17 protein-coding genes and 1 pseudogene are annotated in these 20,437 nt (G+C 68.1%); 7 read left to right on the top strand and 11 right to left on the bottom strand.

All coding sequences use genetic code 11. The features are described from left to right. Positions 1-1,023, bottom strand: a pseudogene (locus NI1_RS35530) (hypothetical protein); the annotation flags it as partial. Positions 1,024-1,104: 81 nt separating this feature from the next. Between NI1_RS35530 and NI1_RS35535 the strand changes: the two are divergent. Next, positions 1,105-1,548, top strand: a complete 444-nt coding sequence (locus NI1_RS35535; protein ID WP_067830467.1) for a DUF3151 domain-containing protein — start codon at positions 1,105-1,107, stop codon at positions 1,546-1,548. 68 nt (positions 1,549-1,616) lie between these two features. Beyond that, the gene (locus NI1_RS35540) at positions 1,617-2,711 is read left to right on the top strand and encodes an FUSC family protein (protein ID WP_067830713.1); all 1,095 of its coding nucleotides are present in this window, start codon (positions 1,617-1,619) and stop codon (positions 2,709-2,711) included. A gap of 133 nt (positions 2,712-2,844) precedes the next feature. Here the strand turns inward: NI1_RS35540 and NI1_RS35545 are convergent, their stop codons facing one another. Beyond that, positions 2,845-3,627: a site-2 protease family protein gene (locus NI1_RS35545; protein WP_067830470.1), complete on the bottom strand. Its 783-nt coding sequence runs from the start codon at positions 3,625-3,627 to the stop codon at positions 2,845-2,847. 52 nt (positions 3,628-3,679) lie between these two features. After that, entirely contained in the window at positions 3,680-4,339 is a 660-nt protein-coding gene (locus NI1_RS35550) for a hypothetical protein (RefSeq protein WP_067830472.1), read from the bottom strand. Between the two features lie 269 nt (positions 4,340-4,608). Here NI1_RS35550 and NI1_RS35555 point away from each other — a divergent pair, with 269 nt between their 5' ends. Then, positions 4,609-5,898 (top strand): adenylosuccinate synthase, encoded by a 1,290-nt coding sequence (locus NI1_RS35555; protein ID WP_067830475.1) that lies wholly within the window; start codon positions 4,609-4,611, stop codon positions 5,896-5,898. Positions 5,899-6,056: 158 nt separating this feature from the next. On the opposite strand, the gene yczR is transcribed toward NI1_RS35555, so the two are convergent. After that, complete coding sequence (gene yczR / locus NI1_RS35560; RefSeq protein WP_067830477.1) at positions 6,057-7,547, bottom strand: MocR-like transcription factor YczR; 1,491 nt, start codon at positions 7,545-7,547, stop codon at positions 6,057-6,059. A 61-nt stretch (positions 7,548-7,608) separates the two neighbouring features. Here yczR and NI1_RS35565 point away from each other — a divergent pair, with 61 nt between their 5' ends. Together NI1_RS35565 and NI1_RS35570 are read left to right on the top strand one after the other, a co-directional pair. Continuing rightward, the gene (locus NI1_RS35565) at positions 7,609-7,911 is read left to right on the top strand and encodes a hypothetical protein (protein ID WP_067830479.1); all 303 of its coding nucleotides are present in this window, start codon (positions 7,609-7,611) and stop codon (positions 7,909-7,911) included. A gap of 278 nt (positions 7,912-8,189) precedes the next feature. Then, positions 8,190-8,750 (top strand): methylated-DNA--[protein]-cysteine S-methyltransferase, encoded by a 561-nt coding sequence (locus NI1_RS35570; RefSeq protein WP_067830480.1) that lies wholly within the window; start codon positions 8,190-8,192, stop codon positions 8,748-8,750. Between the two features lie 534 nt (positions 8,751-9,284). Here NI1_RS35570 and NI1_RS35575 read toward each other — a convergent pair. The 4 genes from NI1_RS35575 to NI1_RS35590 all read right to left on the bottom strand — a co-directional run bounded on the left by NI1_RS35575 (position 9,285) and on the right by NI1_RS35590 (position 15,356). Then, on the bottom strand, positions 9,285-9,995 hold the full coding sequence (locus tag NI1_RS35575) for a hypothetical protein (protein ID WP_245663575.1): 711 nt from the start codon (positions 9,993-9,995) through the stop codon (positions 9,285-9,287). Between the two features lie 707 nt (positions 9,996-10,702). Further along, complete coding sequence (locus NI1_RS35580) at positions 10,703-11,611, bottom strand: hypothetical protein (protein ID WP_245663576.1); 909 nt, start codon at positions 11,609-11,611, stop codon at positions 10,703-10,705. Between the two features lie 250 nt (positions 11,612-11,861). Next, positions 11,862-14,471, bottom strand: coding sequence for a helix-turn-helix transcriptional regulator (locus NI1_RS35585; RefSeq protein WP_067830485.1), 2,610 nt, complete (start codon positions 14,469-14,471; stop codon positions 11,862-11,864). Positions 14,472-14,534: 63 nt separating this feature from the next. After that, positions 14,535-15,356 (bottom strand): helix-turn-helix transcriptional regulator, encoded by an 822-nt coding sequence (locus NI1_RS35590; protein WP_067830487.1) that lies wholly within the window; start codon positions 15,354-15,356, stop codon positions 14,535-14,537. 103 nt (positions 15,357-15,459) lie between these two features. Here NI1_RS35590 and NI1_RS35595 point away from each other — a divergent pair, with 103 nt between their 5' ends. Continuing rightward, on the top strand, positions 15,460-15,996 hold the full coding sequence (locus NI1_RS35595) for a YceI family protein (protein WP_067830490.1): 537 nt from the start codon (positions 15,460-15,462) through the stop codon (positions 15,994-15,996). A gap of 87 nt (positions 15,997-16,083) precedes the next feature. Here NI1_RS35595 and NI1_RS35600 read toward each other — a convergent pair whose 3' ends face one another. Then, complete coding sequence (locus tag NI1_RS35600) at positions 16,084-17,181, bottom strand: CaiB/BaiF CoA transferase family protein (RefSeq protein WP_067830493.1); 1,098 nt, start codon at positions 17,179-17,181, stop codon at positions 16,084-16,086. Positions 17,182-17,370: 189 nt separating this feature from the next. Here NI1_RS35600 and NI1_RS35605 point away from each other — a divergent pair, with 189 nt between their 5' ends. Then, positions 17,371-17,853 carry a DUF456 domain-containing protein gene (locus NI1_RS35605; protein WP_067830715.1) on the top strand — a complete coding sequence of 161 codons (483 nt, stop codon included), beginning with the start codon at positions 17,371-17,373 and terminating at the stop codon, positions 17,851-17,853. Here NI1_RS35605 and NI1_RS35610 read toward each other — a convergent pair. Together NI1_RS35610 and NI1_RS35615 are read right to left on the bottom strand one after the other, a co-directional pair. Continuing rightward, entirely contained in the window at positions 17,850-18,740 is an 891-nt protein-coding gene (locus NI1_RS35610) for an amidohydrolase family protein (protein ID WP_067830495.1), read from the bottom strand. The two genes, NI1_RS35605 and NI1_RS35610, sit on opposite strands and share 4 nt — an antisense overlap. A gap of 67 nt (positions 18,741-18,807) precedes the next feature. Then, positions 18,808-20,208 carry an FAD-dependent oxidoreductase gene (locus NI1_RS35615; RefSeq protein WP_067830497.1) on the bottom strand — a complete coding sequence of 467 codons (1,401 nt, stop codon included), beginning with the start codon at positions 20,206-20,208 and terminating at the stop codon, positions 18,808-18,810. Between the last annotated feature and the right edge of the window lie 229 nt (positions 20,209-20,437).

The following is a 20,437-nucleotide window of genomic DNA, read 5'->3' on the forward strand; positions in this document are numbered from 1 at the left end:
GGGCTGGTTGGCTGCACCGAAACCTGGGTTCGGATTGCCCTGCCCCGCGCTGCTCGACGGGTTGGCTGCGCTGGAACCCGGGTTCGGATTGCCCTGTCCCGCACTGCCCGACGGGTTGGCTGCGCCGGGGCCCGAGTTCGGGTTGTTCTGTCGCATGCTGCCTGGCAGGTTGGCTGCGCCGGAACCTGCGTTCGGGTTGTTCTGTCCCGCGTTGCTCGGCGGGTTGGCCGAGCCCGCGTTCGGGTTGCTTTGCCCCGCATTGGGTCCGGCCTGACCGGGGCGTCCACCCAGACCGGGGCCCGGTCGCCCGCCAGCCTGCGGCGGCTCGTACTGGATGGTGGCGAAGCCCGGCTTGCCCGCCGGTGCGGGAGCTTTGGGTGCTGCGCCACCCCGGCCGAAGTTCTGGTCGGGTCCGCCCTGGCCTGCGTTCCCCGGCCCGGATCTCGTCGAGTTGCCGCCTGCGGGACCGGAGTTTCCCGGCCGGGATCCCGTCGGGTTGCCGCCTGCGGCAGCGGGATTCGTGGGACCGGATGCCGCCGAACCGTTGGGCTGTGCCGGAACGCCGGGCTGCGCCGTTCCCGAGGCGGGGCTGCGGTCGGACTGTTCGGTCGATTGGTTCGGACCGCGTCCGGGTACCGGACTTTGCGCGGGCGCTGCACCGCCGGTGCGGATCACTTCGGTGGCGGCGGTGGGGGAGACGACGGGGGTCGTCGGCATGGCCGCGGTGGATTCGGCTCGGGTGTCGCGGCGTTCACCGGGGTTGGCGGGCGCGTTCGGGGCGGAGGCCGGGGAGACCGCCGGGGTGGCCGGCATGGCGGCGGTGGATTCGTCGCGGGTGTCACGGCGTTCGCCGGACGCGGACGGGGCCGCGTTCGCATCGGGGCGGCCGGGTCCGCCGGGGGCGGGCGACTTCGACACGCCCGGGGGCGTGGAGTTGACGGTGGTGTCCGGTTCGGCGGCCGCGCCCTGGGCTGCCTTGCGGGCAGAGTCCTGCGGCTGCTGGTCGTCTTTCGGCTCGGACACGCGCTACCCCTCGGTTCGGCTGAACTGTGATTCGACGGTCAGCCTACTGAGCATCCGGGCGGTCGGTGCAGAATGATCGGCATGACCTCCTTCGGTGATCTGCTCGGACCGCAGCCGGTACTGCTGCCGGAAAATATCGACGCCGAGGGGGCGTTGCTGGAAAACCAGGATCCGGTGCAGGTCGCGGCACAATATCCGTCGGCCTCCATCGCGTGGGCCTATCTGGCCGAGGCCGCCCTGAAGCGCGGCGAGAACGAGACCGGTGAGGTCAACCACGACATCGTTTCGGCGTACGCGTTCGCCCGCACCGGCTACCACCGCGGCCTGGACCTGTTGCGCCGCAACGGCTGGAAGGGCTTCGGCCCGGTGCCGTGGTCGCACGAACCGAACCAGGGTTTCCTGCGCTGTGTGGGCGCGCTCGCTCGCGCGGCCCGCGCGATCGGTGAATCCGACGAGTACGCCCGCTGCCTGGACCTGCTCGAGGATTGCGACCCGCGCGCCGCCACGGAACTCGGCCTCGACTGAGTCCTGCGGACTTGACGACCGGATTCAGCGATACCTTCGACGCCGCCAGGGAGAGCGGCGCGGCCCGTATGCGCAAGGCCGCGAATCGGGTCCGGTCGTCCATGCTGCCGATCGTGCAGTGCGCGATCGGCGCCGGCCTGGCCTGGCTCATCGCACACAATCTGATCGGCCACGAACACCCGTTCTTCGCCCCGATGGCGGCCATGATCTCCATCGGCGTCTCCTTCGGCGCCCGCCTGCGCCGCGCCGTGGAGCTGATCGTCGGCGTGGCGGTCGGCATCGGCGTCGGCGACCTGTTCGTCTCCCAATTCGGTTCCGGCGTCTGGCAGATCTCCCTGCTGGTGCTGGCCGCCATGAGCACCGCGGTCTTCCTCGACGGCGGCCCGGTCATCACCATGCAGGCCGCCAGCTCGGCCGTCCTGGTCGCCACCCTCATCCCGCCCAACAGCGGCGGCTCCGGCCTGCGCATGGTCGATGCGCTGGTCGGCGGCCTGGTGGGAATCCTGGTGGTGGCGGCCATTCCATTGCATCCGGTGCGCCGCGCCCGCCAGCAGGCCGCCGACATCCTCGATGTCATGGGCACCGCCCTGGTCGAATGCGCCGACGGCCTGCTCGAACACGACGCCGCCAAAATCAAGACCGCCCTGGAGGCCGCCCGCAGCACCCAGGCCCCGATAGATTCCCTGCGCAACACCCTCGAGGGCAGTTCGGAGATCATCCGCATCTCCCCGCTGTATTGGAACTCCCGCACCCGCCTGGACCGTCTGCGCCAAGCCGCCGACCCCCTCGACAATGCCGTCCGCAATGCCCGCGTCCTACTGCGCCGGGCCCTCACCTCGGTCCGTGACGACGAGGTTCTCGACCCCCGCCTCATCGAGCAGGTGGAGAAACTGGGCCAGGCCGTGGACGTGGTCCGCCGCATGATGCTCGCCGATCCGGGCGATCAACCCGACGCCGCCGAGGCCACCCGCGTGCTGCGTACGGTCGCGAAGGGCGCCACCAAGGACCTGGTCGACAGTGCGGGCATCTCCGCCCACGTGGTCTTCGCCCAACTCCGTTCCATCGTGGTCGATCTCATGCAGGTCTGCGGCATGCGCCGGCTGTCCGCGATCGCATTGCTGCCGCCGACCGTCGACCACCCCTTCGTGACCCCCATCGACTGACCCGCGTATCACCGGCTCGGCTGCGGGATCGCGTACCGATCTTCGGGTAGTGCACTACTCGGGTGTATCCGCTTGTGCCGCTCTAATGTTCGAGACAGCCCGGGCCAGCGAGGGGTTGGCCCGGCTATCGCAGCTACAGCCAGAACCGCGTCAGCGTCCCACCGTAGGCGGGCCAGCGCGAGGGAATCCCGGACAGATCGAACAGTCCGTGCACCGCGTCGAAGAACAGCGCGTTCAACTCCGGCACGAACAGCAGCGCCACCAGAATCAGCACCCCGTACGGCTTGATCTGATCCAGCGACCGCCGCGTCTGATAACTCAGCGAAGGCTCCAGAATCCCGTACCCGTCGGTCCCCGGCACCGGAATCAGATTCAGCACGGTAGCCGTGATCTGAAGGAACGCAAGGTAACTCAGCCCGAACCAGAACGCGGGATGCGAGCTCGCGCTACCCCACACCTTGATGACGATCAGCAGCACGATCGCGCACGCCAGGTTCGCGCCCGGCCCGGCCGCACTGAGAATCCGCTGCGTGCGCGGGCTGAACGAATGCGAATGCACGTACACCGCACCACCCGGCAAAGCGAACCCGCCGATCGCGATGAACAACACCGGCAGCGCGATCGACAGCAGCGGATGCGAATACTTCAACGGGTTCAGCGTCAGATACCCGCGCAACTCCACCTCGTGGTCCCCGGCCCGCCACGCCACATACGCGTGCCCGAACTCGTGCAGGCAGACCGAGACGATCCAGCCCGCCACCACCATCAGGAAAACCCCGAGCTCCGCCTGCTTGGACAGCAGTTCGGAATTCCACGCCAGCGCCCCGCCCGCGACGGTCAGCGCGACGACGAGCAGGAAGACCGGCGAGGGCCGCACAGCCCCGTGGGCGCGGCCGATCGCGGAGGGTTGATTCATCGGACTCCTTGTGTGGGACCCCGGTTTTCGAGCCGAAGGTACGGGGACGCTGTCAGCGTACGAGCAGCCACGGTTCGTGGTGGCGATAGAACGTGGAGCGTTTCACGACCCGATCGGTGGTGATGCCGTCGCGGGTGACGACCGCGCCCGGCGTCCCCAATTGCATGGCGCGCCCCTCGACCCATTTGCGTTTGCGCAGTCCGCGCTGCACGGTCGCGTGCAATCCGGGCATCCGCAGCGTGGGCGAAACATGCAGCGCCCCCGCCTTGCCGGTGAAGAGCCGGGTGTCGTCGACGTACGCCTCACCCTCGAGCTTCTGCCCGTTCACGCCAACCAGGGTGGCGCGGCCGATCAGCACCTTGCCGGTGTCGTCGCGGATCAACGGCGTCTCGGTGGGCTTGCCCTCCAGCGCGCGTTTGGCGGCGGCGGACCCGGTCCCGGTCTCGTAGGCGCGCGAACCGTAGGTGCGATCGACCGGTACGTAACCGATCTCGACATGCAACCGTTCGGTCCGCAGCAGATGGGTGAGCACCGCCGCCAGCCCGGCATCCTCACCGAGCACGATCAAACGCGGCAGGCTGTCGGCGGCCATCACCGGAAGTAGCTCGTCCAATGCCGAACCCTCGGGAATGGCCGAGGTCTGGGTCAGCGGGAGTGAAGCCAATGCGATCGGAACGGGTGCGCCATCGCAGCGGAGAACATGGGTACTCAACTGCGGTACACCCTCCTCTGACCTGACATGTCGATCGCCTCGCTGCGTTCTCGCGGACCCCCAGCCGGTCCGGCTCCCCGTGCCACCATAACCCTGACCCAGAGGGGTCGCTGGCTTCGCTGCTCACCCGTTACGTCGGATTCGCCCGACCCGGACCACGAACCAGTGGGTATGTGGCCATCCAGTAAACTGTGCCTCCGGCCACCGCCTTCCGACGGCGGGTGCCGCAGCACCGCAGTGCTGCGTGTCGATCCCGTAGGAGACTTCTGATGCCGGCAATCGTGCTGATCGGCGCCCAGTGGGGCGACGAAGGCAAGGGCAAAGCAACGGATCTGCTCGGTGACAGGGTTGATTGGGTCGTCCGCTACCAGGGCGGCAACAACGCCGGTCACACCGTGGTCCTGCCCAATGGTGAGAGCTTCGCGCTGCACCTGATTCCGTCGGGCATCCTGACACCGGGTGTGACCAACGTCATCGGCAATGGCGTGGTCGTGGATCCGGGTGTGCTGCTGGCCGAATTGGCCGGTCTGGAAGAGCGCGGTGTGGACACCTCCCGCCTGCTGCTCTCCGCCGACGCGCACCTGATCATGCCGTATCACGTGGCCATCGATAAGGTCACCGAACGCTTCCTGGGCAACAAGAAGATCGGCACCACCGGACGCGGCATCGGGCCGTGCTACCAGGACAAGGTGGCTCGCGTCGGCGTGCGCGTGGCCGATGTGCTGGACGAGAAGATCCTCACCCAGAAGGTCGAAGCCGCACTGGAATTCAAGAACCAGGTGCTGGTGAAGATCTACAACCGGCGTGCGCTGGACCCGCAGCAGGTGGTGGACGAGGTGCTGGAGAAGGCTGAGGGCTTCAAGCACCGCATCTCCGATACCCGCCTGCTGCTGAACCAGGCCATCGAGGGCGGCGAGACCGTGTTGCTCGAGGGTTCGCAGGGCACCCTGCTGGACGTCGACCACGGCACCTACCCGTATGTGACCTCCTCCAACCCGACTTCGGGTGGCGCGGCGGTGGGTTCCGGCATCGGGCCCAACAAGATCGGGACCGTGCTCGGCATCCTCAAGGCGTACACCACCCGCGTGGGCTCGGGTCCGTTCCCGACCGAGCTGTTCGACGAGTCCGGCACCTACCTGGCCAAGACCGGTGGCGAGGTCGGCGTGACCACCGGGCGGGCGCGGCGCACCGGCTGGTTCGACGCGGTGATCGCGCGCTACGCCACCCGCGTCAACGGCATCACCGACTACTTCCTCACCAAGCTGGATGTGCTCTCCAGCCTCGACACCGTGCCGATCTGCGTCGCGTACGAGGTCGACGGTGAGCGGGTGGAGCAGATGCCCACCACCCAAACCGATTTCCACCACGCCAAGCCCATCTACGAGGAGATGCCGGGCTGGTGGGAGGACATCTCGGGGGCGCGCACCTTCGAGGAGCTGCCGGCCAACGCGCAGGCGTACGTGAAGCGCCTCGAAGAGCTTTCGGGCGCACGCATGTCCTGCATCGGTGTGGGCCCGGGTCGTGACCAGACCATCGTCCGGCACGACATCCTGGCTTGACCGCCTCTCCGCGTCTTCAGCGCGCGGCTGAGAGCCGTCGACCGTCGTGCACGCGTGCCGGCGGTCGACGGCCAACCGATTTCGGGCGTCCCCGATGAGTTACCCGCATCGGCGCGAAATCAGTTGTCGCGCTTGGATTCGATAGCGAGAGCTTCAGCTCAGTAGAGCGGAGCCAGGGGGGCGAGCGGGTCCGCGGCGTGGGGAGTGAGGGCGGAGTAGGCCGCCGCGATCGACTTCACCGCCAGGCGGATATCCGATTCCTCGTGGGTGAAGGGGAGCCGGATGAAGCGTTCGAAGGCGCCCTGGACGCCGAAACGCGGTCCGGCGGCGAGCAATACGCCGTGATTCGGGGCGATGGCGGCCAGTGCGGTCGAGACCGGGGCCGGGAGTTGCGCCCACAGCGACATGCCGCCCGCACCGGGGGAGACCCGCCAATCCGGGAGTTCCTCGGCGATCGCCTCGAGTAGGGCGTTGCGGCGGGAAAGCAGCTGTTCCCTTCTGGTGGTGAGGATTTGGTCCTCGTGCTGGAGCAGGTAGACGGTGGCCAGTTGATCCATCACGGGGGTGCCGAGGTCCATGGCGGAGCGGGTGCCCAGCAGTTTGGCGATGAGCGACTGGTTGGCTCGCACCCAGCCGACCCGCAGGCCGCCCCAGAAGGATTTCGAGGCCGATCCGATGGTCACGATCTCCGAGCCGCGAGCGAAAGACGCTGCGGGCGGCACGATCTCATCGGTGAGGTGCAGGTCCACCATGGATTCGTCCACGATCACCGTCATGCGGGTTTCGCGGGCGATCGCCGCTAGTTCGGAGCGTCCGGTCGCATCCAGCAGCAGGCCGGTGGGATTGTTGTAGTCGGGCACGAGATACGCCACGCTGGCCGCGGTTTGCCTTGCCGCGCTGCGGATTCCGTCCATATCCCAGCCGTCGGGGCGCATCGGCACCGGGACCGGCCGCGCGCCGACGTCACGAATCGCCTCGATCGCGTTGGGGTAGCTGGGGTGTTCGATCAGCACCCGCTCCGCCGGCGTGGTGAGCACGTTCAGCAACAGCCGCAAGCCGTGCTGCGCGCCGAGCGTCACCAGGATCTGCTCCGGATCGGTCGGCAGCCCGCGCTCGGTATACCGCCGCGCCAGCGCCTCGCGCAGCATCAGCATGCCCACGGGATCCATGCCGTGCGTGCCGAGATAGGTCGGAAGTCCTTGCAGCGCAAAGGCATAGGCATCGGTCATCTCGGCGGGCGCGGACATGGCCGCGAAGGTCATGTCGATGGTCGGCACCTCCGGCTGCGCCATCATGGCGAGCAGGCTGCGGGCCGGTTTGGTGCCGTCGTGCACCACGGTCGGCGGCAGCGCGACGGTACTGCGCGACCCCTGTCGGCTGATCAGATATCCGTGCTCCCGCAGTAGCGCGTACGCCGAGGTCACGGTGGTACGGCTGACCGCGAGGGTGGTGGCCAGATCGCGTTCGCTCGGCAATGCGACCCCGAGCGGCGCGCGTCCATCGTGAATCAACAGGCGGATGCTCTCCGCCAATGCCACGTACGCGGGCCGGGTGGACCGCTTGTTGTCGGCGGTGGCCCCCGGCTCGTCCTGCCGCCACCGGCCCAGGTCGCGCGTGAGGCTGGCCGCGCCGATCACTCGTGTCGCCATACAGTCCAGTATCGGGGCACTGGATATTTTCTTCAAGTCCAGACCGGTCCACTATTTCCTCATGATCGCTCTGCTCACCTCCTTCCTGGTGGTCGCGGCCTTCGCCGCGATCGTCTACCTGTTCGCCCCCGCCCCCGGTGAACGCTGGGGCGTGCTGCTCGAGCGCTACCGGCCGCATGCCCCCATGTCGGACTGGTCGGTCGCCGATTACGAAGCGTCCCGCCAATATTCGGACCTGGCCGCCATTCAGTCCCACCACGCCGCTGAACCCCCGGCGGCGTCTCCGAGTCCGGTCCAGCGCCGGTCGGCCGGCTTCCCGGATCTGTCCCGCATCCCCTGCCGTGAGGAAACAGTCCAGTTCTAGAAAACTGGCCTCATTACCGCTGGCCTGACTGGTCCGCAACAGCCGACCTGACCGGTCGGCACCGACACGATTCCAGGCGACCCGAATGCATCCAGCCACCGCCGCCGCACCCGCCCGGGTGCGGCGGCCTCGTGCCGTCGAACCTCCCGAAACCGCTCTCGGCCAGATGCCGTGGGACGGCGGAAACGGTGAGTTGCCACCCGCCCGCCGCTGGTTCGCGGGACTGTTGTGGCGAGCACGCCGCGGAAGTTGTCGGACCGTTGGTGCACACTGGCGATATGTCCGCACCGGCCCGCCCTTCGGCCTCGGCGGCGCTTTTCGATACCGCGATCGGCACCTGCGCCGTCGCTTGGAGCGCCACCGGTGTTCTGCGCTTCGCGCTACCCGATCCGGATGCGGCGACCACCCGGTCCTACATTCTGCGCCGGCATCGAATCGCCGAGATTCGTGAAGCCGAACCGACGCCGGTCATCGCCGAATCCATCGAGCGGATCCGTGCTCACCTCGACGGCGACTTGGACGACCTGCGCTGGATTCCTCTGGACTTGACCGCGCTCAACGACTTCGACCGCGCGGTGTACGCGATCACGCGCGCGATCGACCCCGGGCACACCCTCAACTACGGCACGGTCGCCAACCGCATCGGCGCTCCCGGCGGTGCGCAAGCAGTCGGTCAGTCCCTGGGCCGCAACCCGATCCCCTTGATCATCCCCTGCCATCGGGTGCTGGCCGCCGACCATGCCCTGCACGGTTTCTCGGCCCCCGGCGGGCTGCACACGAAGCAGCATCTCCTGGAAATCGAACGCACCCCGGGCTTCGGTGAACCCACCCTCTTCTGATGTCGTGATCGTCCTATTTCGGTCACGCGCAACGCATTCCGCATAACGTTTCCTCAAAGCGAGGGTCACGTTTCAGCATTGCCCGAAATTCGCTTCCCAACCAGAAGTCCTTGTCGCACACTCGATTCTGTCGACAGCACCGAACTACCCATTGCGCACCACGGTCGCCCCCGGCCGCCACGTGCGGTAGCCGAGGTTATGCGCGGCCCGGCTACCGTCGAAGAATCCGATCGGACCGCCCAGACGGTTCGATCGGATTCCGATGCGCTCTCCGGCTGACATGCGATCCCGCACATGTGCTCGCTCCGGTCGAGATGCGATCCCCACATGAAAAAGCGCCCGCACCAACAAAGTTGGTGCGGGCGCCTCGTATAATCCCGGTCGCCCTGGAAGGCTCGGTCGTTCCGGAATGCTTCGGTTTCTCGGCCGGCCTCCGTGCTGGCGGTTTGGGTGCCCCGGCGTACTCGGTCGACCACCCGCTGCGGGCTGACCGCCGCGTTGATATCGCCAAGGCTGGTGGCCGCCCCGGCTTCGCTAGAAGGCAGCGCCCAGGAATCCGCCGACCGCGCCACCCGCGATACCGCCCGCGACGCCACCGGCCACCGCGGCCGGAATGCCGAGCGCGGCAGCGCCGGCGGCGGCACCGAGCCCACCACCGATGAGCCCGCCGCCGATCGGGCCGCCGACGACGTCGATGGGCGCGGTCCAAGGCGCGACAGTCGCCCCGGCCATACCGAGCCCGAATCCGATGCCCGCCCCGATAACCGCACCCGCGACCCCGGCGGGCACCGCACCCATGACCGCCATCGGAACCCCGGCGGCCAGCGCGCCGCCGACCGCACCGGCCGCCGCACCCGCGATGGTCCCCGCCGCGATCCGATCCGACCGGCTTGGGTTGATGCCAATGGAATTGAACCCGGTAGCGATGGCCGCCTCGGTATTAGCCGCCGCCTCGTTGACCGGCGTCAGCACATTGTCCGGAACATCGTCCGGCACACCCGAAGTGAAGTCACCCAGCCGCAGGGTGCGCGGCGGCGGCGCAATAGGCGCAACCGGTGTCACCGGCCCCGGCACATGCAGCTCCTGCCAATTGATCGCGGGCACGGCATCCTGCTGCTGCGGAATGCCCCGGAAATTCGGCGGCACAACATAATCCACCCGCGGCCCCGGCTTGACCGGCGTGGTGACCCCCGGCTGCACCGATCCCTGCCGCTGCACCCCGGCCTGCTCGGCCTGCCGAGCCACGCCGGGCTGCACAGTCTGAGTCCCCGTGAACCCACCCTGTGCCCCCGGCTGCACCGCTTGCCCACCGGGGACCACCGGCGCTCCCGGTGTCGCCCCTTCGGCAGCCCCGTTCCCCGGCACCGAACCCGGAACAGCCTGCCCGCCACCATTAGTGGTGGTGGCCGAACTTCCGGCGGAAGTCCCCGCCCCGGCAACCTGCGACTCAGTAGTACCGGAGCAAGCCACGGCCAAAGCCAGCGGAATCACCCCCACCACCGGCAAGAGCGCCCGCCGCGCCCCACGACTCTTGATTTCCCGATCCCGACGAGTCACGCCGAAAACACCACCTTCGAACATTCGATTCCATCGGCCCGATCAGGCCGAACAACAACGAGACCCGTCACCACCGGCAACGCCTCCCGCCCAATCCACTCCTCCCACCCCGTAATTCGCCCCCACCCCGCCCCCGGCTCTCCCCGAACCCAACTTCGCGCACCCCGAACCGCGTGTCGCCCACCCGGACGGCTTCGGCGGCGAAAATTCGGGCTGCCGCCCTCACCCCACCCGCCACTCGCCACCGCGTGAATCGCGAACGGGAACTGGTTGCGGTGACACGCCGCTATATCCCGCAACCAATTCCCGTTGATCATGAATGGCTCGGTTGACCGGAAGGTGGGCGCGCGTCGGCTGCTGATGATCATCGATCGCTGCGTGGTCGTGCCCGCTGGTCAGAGGTTGGCGCCGGCCCAGGCGCCGGCCCCGACACCACCGGCGACACCGCCGATGAGGCCGCCGATCGCCGCGGCGGGGAGGCCGACGATCGCGGCGCCCGCGACCGCGCCGATCGCCGCGCCGATGGCGGCTCCGCCGGGTGCGGCGAGGGCTGCGCCCGGTGCGAAGACGGCGATCGCGGGACCGACCGCGCCGATGATCGCGCCCGGGATCGCACCGGGACCGCCGGTCGCTGCCGCGCCGGTGACGGCTCCGACCGCGGCTCCGACCGCTGCGGCCGCGACGGGAATGCCGACGATGCCGACCGTGCCGACAACAGCGCCGATGGCCGCTCCTGCGAGTCCGCCGCCGACACCGCCGACGACTGCGGCGGGAATGCCCGCTACGGCGGCACCGACGGCCGCGCCACCGAGTGCTCCCGCGGCGGTGGCGGCGGCGATCTTGTCGGAGCGACTCGGGTTGATGCCGATGGACTTGCCGCCGGTCGCGATTGCGGCTTCGGCATTGGCGGCGAAGTCGTTGACCGGGTTGAGAACATCGTTGGGTACCTCGTCCGGCACCTCGGTCATGAAGTCGCCGACGCGCAGGGTGCGCGGCGGCGGGGCGATGGGGGCGACCGGTTCGACGGGTTCGGGCGCGTGCAGCTGCTGCCAGTCGATCGCCGGGGCCGGTTCGGTCTCGACCGGGATGGGGCGGTAGTTCGGGGGCACCGCGTAGTCGGCTTGCGGGGCGGCGGGTTCGACGGTGGTGCCGGGCTGTTTGCCGCTGCCGCCGGGGCTGGTGACGCCGGGCTGGGCGGGGCGGGTGACGCCGGGCTGCGGGGCGGCCTGGGCGATGCCCGCGCAGGCGATGGCGATGGCCAGCGGGAGGGCGCCCATGGCGGGGCGCAGGGCATGGCGGAGCACGCCGGTATTCATTTCTCGATGCCGACGAGTCACGCCGAAACACCACCCTCATCAGATCTGGGACTGTCCCCCGCGGCTCGGATGCGGCCGCTCGGCTGACCTGGAGCGGTCAGTTCGCGAGGATGGTAGCTGATTGGAAACTGCTGGTTCCAGATGTGATTTCGAGGAAGCTATGCCCGACGTTGCGCGGCGAGACGTATCCCACACTGTGCTGGCAGAAAGCTCGCACCGCTGGTTGCGAATCTCGAGCTCAGGATTTGCCGGAAGATGACTCGCCGCGCATGAGTTCGCCGAGCGCCTCTCGATCGGTGACATCGAGCTTGATGCACGCGCGGTAGAGATGCCCTTCGACGGTCCGCACCGACACGGTCAGCCGATCGGCGATCTGCCGATTGGACAGTCCGGCCGCCACCAGATTGGCGATCTCGCGTTCGCGGGCGGTCAAGGGCAGCGGTTGCGCGGACTGCCGCAGCGCGGGCGTACTGGCCCCGCCGCAGGCCGCCGCCAACCGGTTGGCCGTCGCCGCGGATTCGAGCAGCCGCCGCCGATCGCCCGCGCGTTCGTGCGCCGACGCGGCCTGCGCGGCGGCATCGGCCGCGGACAGCAATACCCCGATATCCTCGAATTCCGCTGCGGCAGTATCCAATCCGGGCCCGTCGTGCGCCGCCACCGCGACCGCGTGCCGGGCTTGCGCCTGCACCAGCCGCCCATCCACCCGGGCCGCCAGATCCGCGAGCCGCCCGGCCACCGAGTGATCCCCGAACCGCGCCGCCGTATGCAATGCCATGGCTTCGATGGCGTGCTGCTGGGACCGCGCCGCCGCATCGGCCGCCCCTAATGCCAGCCGCACGGCCGGCGTGGCGGTCCCTTCCGCTGCCGCCTGCCAAGCCTTGGCGATCTCCAATTGCGGCTGATACACCGCGATGTGCCGCCCCCCGCGCTCCTCTGCCAACGCGATCGATTCGGCCGCCTCCCCGGCCCGCCCGAGCGCCGAATACGCCTCCGCCAACCGTAGTCGAGCGGGAAACATCCAGGTGGCGGCCCCTTCCGTGGTCAGCGCGGCCAGTGCCTGCTCGAGCTCGTCGATCCCTTCCAGGAACCGCCCGCGCGCCACATCGACGGTGCCCTGCAAGATCTTCGACATCCCCCACGCGTGGTACTGCCCGGGCGAGGAGTAGGTGTAGGGGCTGCTCGCCCGCACCCGCGCCGCCTCGATCTCCCCGGTGAAGGTCAGCGCCAGCACCTCGGCATGCGTCGACATGAACCGATTCAGCCCGTCGATATGCGACTCCACCTGATGCCCGCGCTTCGCGTACTGCCGCGCCGCTTCCCCGCGCCCCATCAACGCCAGCGCCAGCCCGCCCCCGAAGGCGGCCCACCACACCGCCCACGGCGGCGCCCCTTCCGCGTCCATGACGGGTTCGGCGAGCGCGAACGCTTCCCCGATCTTGTTCTCGTGCACCGCGCAGGCGGAGGCCAGCCCATCGAGCGTGAGGATCATCTTCGGATGCCGAACCCGGCTCCGCACCGCCTGCAACGCCGCTTCGGCCCGATCCGCATCCCCCATGGACCAGAACAGATTCGACACCCGCGTACTACCCCAGCGCGCCAGCTGCACTTCGTTCATCTGGTCCGGATCGAACCCCGCGAGGGTCCGCTCGGCCTCGATCCGATGCCCCTGCCACAGCAACGCCCGCGCCAGCAGATCCGCCGCCTCGACCCCGCCCCGCCGTTCCACGGCCGCCCGCGCGAACCGTTCTCCCAGTGGCAGATTCGCCAATCCGATGGCATCGGCCGCCGCCGCCTCGAACAACTCCAGATCCGCGGATTTGTCACTGTCCAAAGCCAATTCGGCCAATCGGATCCGATCCGAGGCCGAGTGGATGGGCCGCTCCCGCAGCGATGAATACAACCGCCCGCGCAATCGCCGCGCCGAGGCGATCCCCAATCGCCGCCGGATCACCTCTCCGAACAGCGGATGGTTGTACCGCACCAGCAACTGGTGACTGTTCTCGACAATCCTGATGACACTGCGGGTTTCGGCCGCCTCGACCGCTTCCGCTCCCGCCAGCTCGGACAATACGTCCAGGTCGATGGGCTCGCAGAAGGTCAGCAACTCCAGCACCCGCAGCACCGGTTCGGGCAGCTGCTCGACCCGATCCTCCAGCAGCGCAGCCAATTCCGAGGTGACCGCGGCCCGCCCCCGCAACTGCCACACCCCGTTGACCTGCCGCAGTGTCCCCGCTTCCAAAGCTCCTTCGACGAGATGCCGCAGGAAAAGCGCGTTCCCCCCGGATGATTCCCACATCAGGTTGGAGGTGAACCCCTCCAGCTGCCCGCCCAGCATGGATTCCACCAGCTCGACACTCTGCCGCTGGGTGAACGGCGACAGGTCGATCCGCAGCAGATGCCCGTCCTTCCACAGCGAGGTCACCGCATCGGGCACCGGCACCCCGCTGCGCACGGTGGTGACGATCCGCGCCGCCTTGTCGATGGCCAGCTGCAACAGCAGTGTCGCCGACAGCTGATCGAGCAGATGTGCGTCGTCCACCCCGATGATGGTGTGCCCGTCCGCGAGCAGCGCTTCCCGCGCCGCGGCCATGAACGTCACCGGATCGTGGGCCGTGTACACCCCGACCATGTGCGCGAACACGCCCAAGGGGATGGATCTGGCCGATTCGGTGCCCGCCACCCAGCGAACGTTGCCGCCGACGGCGGCGGTGGCCTGCCGCGCCAGCGTGGTCTTTCCGACTCCCGCGTCACCGGTGAGAACGGCGCCGACGAAGTCGCCGCCGCTCAGTGCCGACCTGATCGATTCGAGTTCGTCCTCGCGTTCGACCATCGGCCAATTCCGAGCCATGGCTCAACTGTAGTGCGCCGACCCTTTGTGAGCAGGGGAAACGAAAGGCCCGGAGTCCGTGGATTACTCGTTGACCAGGCGCAATCCGGGCGCGCGAACCTGCCGCCGGTCCACCAGCCAGACCATGACGCTCTGGTCAGCGGCCGGATCCAGGGTCTCCACCTCGACCTCGACCTCGCCGCGCAGCGGATGTTCGATGCGGAACACGCCCGAGCGCGCGTAGGTGACCACGTGCTCGCGCCAGCGGCGTTCGAACTCGGGGAAGCCCTGCAAGGTGGTGATCATGGTGTCGAGGGATTCGTCACTGGGGAACCGAAAGCGGGTCTCGCGCAGGATCGAGGTCACCATATCGGCGGCGTCTGCCCAGTTCAGGAAGTATTTCGGCGCGTCCGGATGGGCGAACAGGTAGTAGGCGAAGTTGCCGTGCGCCTCGTCACCGAGCAGGCCGAGCGGTTCGGCGAAGTCCTTCCAGGCCGGATTCCAGCCGAGCAGGTTGAGCCAGCGCCCGACCACGAAGGCCGGGGTGGGATGCATGGCGTCCACGACCGCCTGTACGGTCTCGGTCACGCGTTCCCCGGCCTGCCCACTGGACGGGCAGGTGGCCTTCTGTTCCATGCCCAGCGCCAGTTTGCCGAAGTGATGGCGTTCGACTTCGTTGAGCCGCAAGGCATCCGAGAGCGCGCCGAGCACCGCCATGGACGGATTGGTGTCGCGCCCCTGTTCCAGTCGGGCCAGGTAGTCGACGCTCACACCGGCGAGCGCCGCGACTTCTTCGCGTCGCAGTCCGGGGGTGCGCCGTCGCCGCCCGGCCGGCAGTCCGACGGCCTCGGGCTGTAGCTGGGCGCGCCGGGCGATGAGAAAATCAGCGAATTCGGAACGAGCCACCTATCCATAATGCACGGACTCCGGTCCGCTTATCCCCGCCCTGGCAGTACCCGGATAACGGCGGTGTGGCTAACCGGACCGAAGTCCACTTATCGTCATCTGCATGACGACTTCCACGCAGACCCTGACCCCCGGTTCCTGGACCCTGGATGCCGCGCACTCCTCGGTCAACTTCACCGTCAAGCACCTCGGCATCTCCAAGGTCCGTGGCCGCTTCAACCGCTTCGAGACCGGCTTCGTGGTGAACGAGTCGGGCGAGGCCGCCATCGAGGCCACCATCTACTTCGATTCCTTCGACACCGGCAACGAGTTCCGCGACAACCACGTCCGCAGCGCCGAGATCCTGGATATCGCCAACCGCCCGCACCTCACCTTCCGCGTCCCCGAGCTGGTCAAGGTCGGCGAGGAGTTCGAGGTCACCGGTGAGGCCACCATCGGCGGCATCACCAAGCCGGTCACCCTCGACGTCGAGTGGGGCGGCGTGCAGGCCTTCCACGACGGCACCAACCACGCCGGCTTCTCCGCCGCGGGCACCATCAAGCGCAGCGACTTCGACGTCGCCCCCGGCATGCCGAACGCCATGCTCTCGGACAAGATCGCCATCGAGCTCGACATCCAGCTGGTCGAGCCGCAGGCCTGATCGCATCTCGCTCGAAGTCGCGAAATGCGAAGGGGCGGCACCCGTTACGGGTGCCGCCCCTTCGGCGTTCGGTAGCAGCCGGACCGGCTAGTCGGCCCACACCTCGTCGATGGGCGTGCCCGCGTTCGGCGGCGGGGTGGGGATGCCGCCCGGGGTGCGGGAGAAGCGCGGGGCCGGGGCGTGCTGCACGACGCCGTCGATCTCGATCAGGCCGGAGCGCGCCTGGATGTGCGGGTTCTGCTCGGCCTCGCTGAAGGTGAGGACCGGGGTGGTGCAGGCGTCGGTGTGCTCGAAGACGGCCCACCATTCGTCGCGGGTCTTGGTCTTGAACTTGTCCGCGAACAGCTTTCGCAGCTGATCCTGACCGGCCGGATCGAGCTGGTGGGGCAGGCCCTCCGGATCGATCTCCAGGCCCTTCAGCATTTCGGCGTAGAACTGCGGCTCGATGCAGCCGACCGCCATGTACTTGCCGTCGGAGGTCTCGTACGTGTCGTAGAAGGCCATGCCGGTGTCGAGCAGGTTGGTGCCGCGCTCGTCGGACCACAGCCCCATGCCCTTCATGCCCCAGATCATGTGTGAAAGGGCAAGCGCCCCATCGATCATGGCGGAGTCGATGACCTGGCCCTTGCCGGAGGTCTGCCGTTCCACCAGGGCGGCCAGGATGCCGAAGACCAGGAACATGGAGCCGCCGCCGAAGTCGCCGACCATGTTCAGCGGGGGCACGGGCCGCTCACCCTTGCGGCCGATGGCATTGAGCACGCCGGTCAGCGAGATGTAGTTGATGTCGTGCCCGGCGCGGTCGGCCATCGGCCCGTCCTGGCCCCAGCCGGTCATGCGGCCGTACACCAGCCGCGGATTGCGCTCCAGCGCGAGCTCGGGACCCAGCCCCATACGCTCGGTGACGCCCGGCCGGAAGCCTTCGATCAGCACATCGGCCTTGTCGACCAGGCCGAGAACCTTCTCGATATCGGCCGGATCCTTCAGGTTCGCCTCGACAATGGTCCGGCCACGCCACTGCGGCCGCTCCATGAATCCGGGGAACTGTCCGGGCCGCTGTACCCGGACCACGTCCGCGCCGAGATCCGCGAGCAGCAGTGCGGCGTGCGGACCGGGGCCGATACCGGCCAGTTCAACAACCCGGATACCCGCGAGCGGGCCCTGCTTGACGGTGGATGGAGTGCTCACGTCCTGCCTCGGTTCATCGTCGATCCTGCGCACCGGATCACAACACCGGTGTTGACGGTATGACAATAACGCTTCGCTGCCTGCCGGCGGCAAGGGGTGAGGGTCGGGTCGGGAAGCGGATGGCCGCCGTGTTCGTCCGGAAGTCGGTGGGGTGGGAGACAATGCGTGAAAAGAGTGGAGGTCGGTGGAGTGAGTGCGTCGGGTGAGGTGCTGGTCGGCCTCGCGATCGTGGTGGGCCTGCTCGGGGTGATCGTGCCGATCCTGCCGGGGGTGATCCTGATCGATGCCGCGATCCTGGTGTGGGCGATCATGACCGGGGGAGCGGGTGCTTGGACCGTATTCGCGGTCTGCACAACGTTTTTGGTGATCAGCGGCATCATCAAATACACCTGGCCGGGCCGCAAACTCAAGGAAGCCGGCGTCCCGAACCGCTCGCTGTTCATCGGCGCGGTGCTCGGCATCATCGGATTCTTCGTGGTCCCGGTGATCGGCCTGTTCCTGGGATTCGTTCTGGGCGTTTACCTTTCGGAACTCCAGCGCATCCAGCAACAGAACGCCGCCTGGCAGTCGACCGTGCACGCCCTCAAAGGCGTCGGCCTGTCCATGCTCATCGAACTATTGGGGGCTCTACTGGCGGCGGGCGTCTGGCTCGCCGCCGCCATCGCCCTCTAACGCATCGGCGGCCGTAGCTTGCGGTCGATGATCGGCAGCGGAAGCGTGTCGTGCGGAAGCGGTTTCGGCAATTCCGAGCGATGCAGCCGCAAGGTCGGCGCTTCCGGTCCGAACATCGGCACGGCCGGCGCCGGAGCGGCCCGCCGTTTCTTGGCGGGCAGCCCGTAGAACGCGCGGGCATTGTCGTCCAGCACCCGGTGCAGATCCCCGCCCACCGCATTCGCGATCAAATCGATGTCGTCGTTGCGGAACGGCCGCCCCGCCCGCGTCCCCGGCAGATCCGACCCGAACATCAGAGCCTCGGGGCTCACCGCGTGAATCCGCCGCAGCGCCAGCCCCACATCCATCGACACCCGCCCGAACCCGGAGGCCTTCACCTTGGCCCCGCGATCCACGAGGTTCAGCAGATACGGCAGGCAGTCGTCGCTCATCCCCATGTGATCGATCGACAGCTTGGGCAGTTTGGTGATGACCGGTTCCAGCGACCCCAGCATGGACCCGTCGATATACAACTCCACATGCCACCCGGCGAGCTCGTACGCCCGCAACGCCAGCATGGTCAGCCCGACGATATCCCCGCCGCCGCGCTTCAGATTGAACCGAACCGCCCGCACCCCGGCCCGATTCAGCGAGACGATCTCGTCGTCGGTGGCGTCCACGTGCAGATTGGCGACCCCGACCCAGCCCTCGCCGAGTTCGGCGAGGGCGGCCCGTAGAAAGCTCTGATCCGTGCCCTGGAAGGACCCGCTGACCACGGCCCCGCCCTCGATATCGAAGCGCCGCATGCGCTCGCGATAGGCCGAGATGGGGTAGGGGTCGGGCAGGTAGCCCTCGTTCTCGATCAGCGGGAACCGCGGATCGATGATGTGGACATGGGCATCGAACACTTGATCAGCATGCCTCAGAACGGTGACAAGTGTGGATGACCTTGTCCACCTGGCGGATCGATCCTGGTCAGGACGGGTTGTTCACCTTGTCCGGTTCGGACGCGCGGAGCATGTCCTCGCGCTCGACGACCTTGACCCGCTCGCGGCCCTCCGGCTCGCCCAGCGCGCGCTCGTGCGCGTCCAGGCGGTACCAGCCGGCCCAGGTGGTGAACGGGATGCCCTTGCCCTCGAGGAAGGTGGTGACCGCGTCCAGCTCCGGTTCGGCGGCGGGCGCGAAGTTCGCGGCGTCGTCGAGCAGGCAGGCGATGGTCTCGTTGGCGTCGCCCTTGGTGTGGCCGATCAGGCCGACCGGACCGCGCTTGATCCAGCCCGTCACGTAGGTAGCGGGCATGTAGCGCTCCGCACCGTCGGCGTCCTCGTTCACCAGCACGCGCCCGGCCTCGTTCGGCACGGTCCCGGCCTGGTCGTCGAAGGGCAGCGCCGGAATGTTCTGCGACAGGTAGCCGACCGCGCGGTACACGGCCTGGATGTCCCAGTTCTTGAATTCGCCGGTGCCCTTGCAGTTTCCGGTGCCGTCGAGCTGGGTGCGCTCGGTGCGCAGGCCGACGACCTTGCCGTTCTCGCCGACGATCTCGGCGGGCGATTCGAAGAAGTGCAGGAACAGCTTGTGCGGGCGGTCGCCGACATCGCGAATCGCCCACTGCTCCAAGGTGTTGCAGATCATGTCGACCTGCTTGGAGTGCCGGCGCGCCGCCTCGGAGCCTTCGTCGTAGTCGATGTCCTCGGGATCGACGATGACCTCGATGGTCGGCGAGTGGTCGAGCTCGCGCAGCTCCAGCGGGGTGAACTTGGCCTGCGCCGGACCGCGCCGCCCGAACACGTGCACCTCGATGGCCTTGTTGGCCTTGAGGCCCTCGTAGACGTTCGGCGGGATCTCGGTCGGCAGCAGTTCGTCACCGGTCTTGGCCAGCACGCGCGCCACGTCCAGGGCCACGTTGCCGACGCCCAGCACGGCGACCTTCTCGGCCTCGAGCGGCCATTCGCGCGGCACGTCCGGGTGCCCGTCGTACCAGGAGACGAAGTCCGCGGCGCCGTAGGAGCCGTCCAGGTCGATGCCCGGAACCTCCAGGGCCCGGTCGGCATTGGCGCCGGTGGAGAAGATGACCGCGTCGTAGAACCGTTGCAGGTCCTCGAGGGTGATGTCGACGCCGTAGTCGATATTGCCGAGCAGGCGCACCTGCGGCTTGTCGAGCACCTTGTGCAGGGCGGTGATGATGCCCTTGATGCGCGGATGGTCCGGAGCGACGCCGTAGCGGATGAGACCGAACGGGGCGGGCATCCGCTCGTAGAGGTCGATGCTCACATCGGCATCGGATTTCATCAGCGCGTCGGCGGCGTAGATACCGGCCGGGCCGGCGCCCACGATCGCAATGCGGAGCGGGCGGGTCGCTGCACTCTGTTCGGTCATTCTTACGCGCACCCTTTGATTCGATACTTCAGGTCGTGGTCGTTATTTCTTAGCTTAGGCTAAGTTGCGACCGGGTTCGGGGTGTCCGGTAGACCCCCGACGCTGCATCGTTGCTGCGTGGTCCTGCTATTCCCGCCGGGGCGGGGGAATTGTGCTGATTCTATCGGTGAGGTGGACTCGGACCCGCGAGGGTGCGATGAACCACACGAATGCCCGCCGATTCGACACC

It is taken from the genome of Nocardia inohanensis NBRC 100128 (assembly GCF_001612945.1).
In the GTDB taxonomy this organism is placed as follows: domain Bacteria; phylum Actinomycetota; class Actinomycetes; order Mycobacteriales; family Mycobacteriaceae; genus Nocardia; species Nocardia inohanensis.